Origin of the sequence: Vibrio sp. 03-59-1 (assembly GCF_013114135.1) — a bacterium.
In the GTDB taxonomy this organism is placed as follows: Bacteria; Pseudomonadota; Gammaproteobacteria; order Enterobacterales; family Vibrionaceae; genus Vibrio; species Vibrio cortegadensis.
This window is the reverse complement of the sequence record NZ_VTYA01000082.1, coordinates 1-972: the sequence shown is the minus strand read 5'-3', so window position 1 is coordinate 972 and position 972 is coordinate 1. Positions and strand designations below refer to the sequence as shown.

General features: G+C 37.8%; 1 protein-coding gene. It reads right to left on the bottom strand.

Annotation, left to right across the window (positions count from 1 at the left end; all coding sequences use genetic code 11):
- Positions 1 to 198: 198 nt before the first annotated feature.
- Positions 199 to 744: a hypothetical protein gene (locus F0249_RS20025; RefSeq protein WP_171757651.1), complete on the bottom strand. Its 546-nt coding sequence runs from the start codon at positions 742 to 744 to the stop codon at positions 199 to 201.
- Positions 745 to 972: the final 228 nt, after the last annotated feature.

Sequence of the window (972 nt, the reverse complement as noted above, 5' to 3'; positions counted from 1 at the left end):
GGCCAAGGCAATAGCCGCTTAAACAGGCCGTATATATGGAAGTTAACCTGCGCTTTTAATTATGCTACTGACTTGCAAAACCGGGGGAGACCATATATGTGAGCCACGCTACCACGACACTCAAATTGGACACCGTAAACACTAAACTAAACCCAAACCAAAAATGCCAAGCGTGGGGAATCACTCTTAAATTGTTTGTTATGAGTTTATTTGGGTATTTGTCGATAGTAGATACCTTATTTCACGAATAGCTTCATCCTTAGTTTCCCTTAATGCAAAGTACAAATCTGAAAGGATTTTTCCATCTGATGACTCTGAATAAATATTGATTACCAAACCTAATAATTTATCAGCTAAGATATCAAGTTGTTCAGGAAAAAGTATTCTTTTCTCGTGATAATAAGTGCGCATTTTAATTACTAAATTATGAAATTCTTCTCTTGCTTCTGGGTCTGAAACTCCGTCATTGAGCCGCCCCTCCAAAGCTAAAACAATACCGTATAGCTCAATAATGACATTGGCTTGTCGTTCAAAAATCCCACTATATGAGACTTGAATTCTTGTCCGCTCTCTTTCTAAATTATCTTTAAATGCGGCAAGTTGTAGATCAGCCTTTGCTTGCAATTGTGCTTCATGTACTTTTAAATCTCTATCAAGATATTGCTTAACTACTGATTTAAGTAAATAAGCAACTAATCCAAGCAATACGCTACTCGATGCTACAATTGTGATTACTTCCTTCATTCTTACCTCTAAAGGTTAATTCCGAGAAACTCATAACGCCCAATTAAGGTGCGACAACGCTGTAACACCCAAGCTAAACCATTGCGCCGTAAACACAAAATTCAAACCGGAGTGAAATCGACAAGCGTTGGGAGTCACTCTTAAATTGTTTGTTAGTTGCGTTACTTGCCACAAGCACTGTCCTTACAAGCACCAAGTAATGTATTAATCTAAATGATCTGGTGTATG

Bases quoted from the DNA above. Each gene is read 5' to 3' on its own strand.
- F0249_RS20025 (WP_171757651.1), bottom strand. From the start codon at position 744: ATGAAGGAAGTAATCACAATTGTAGCATCGAGTAGCGTATTGCTTGGA.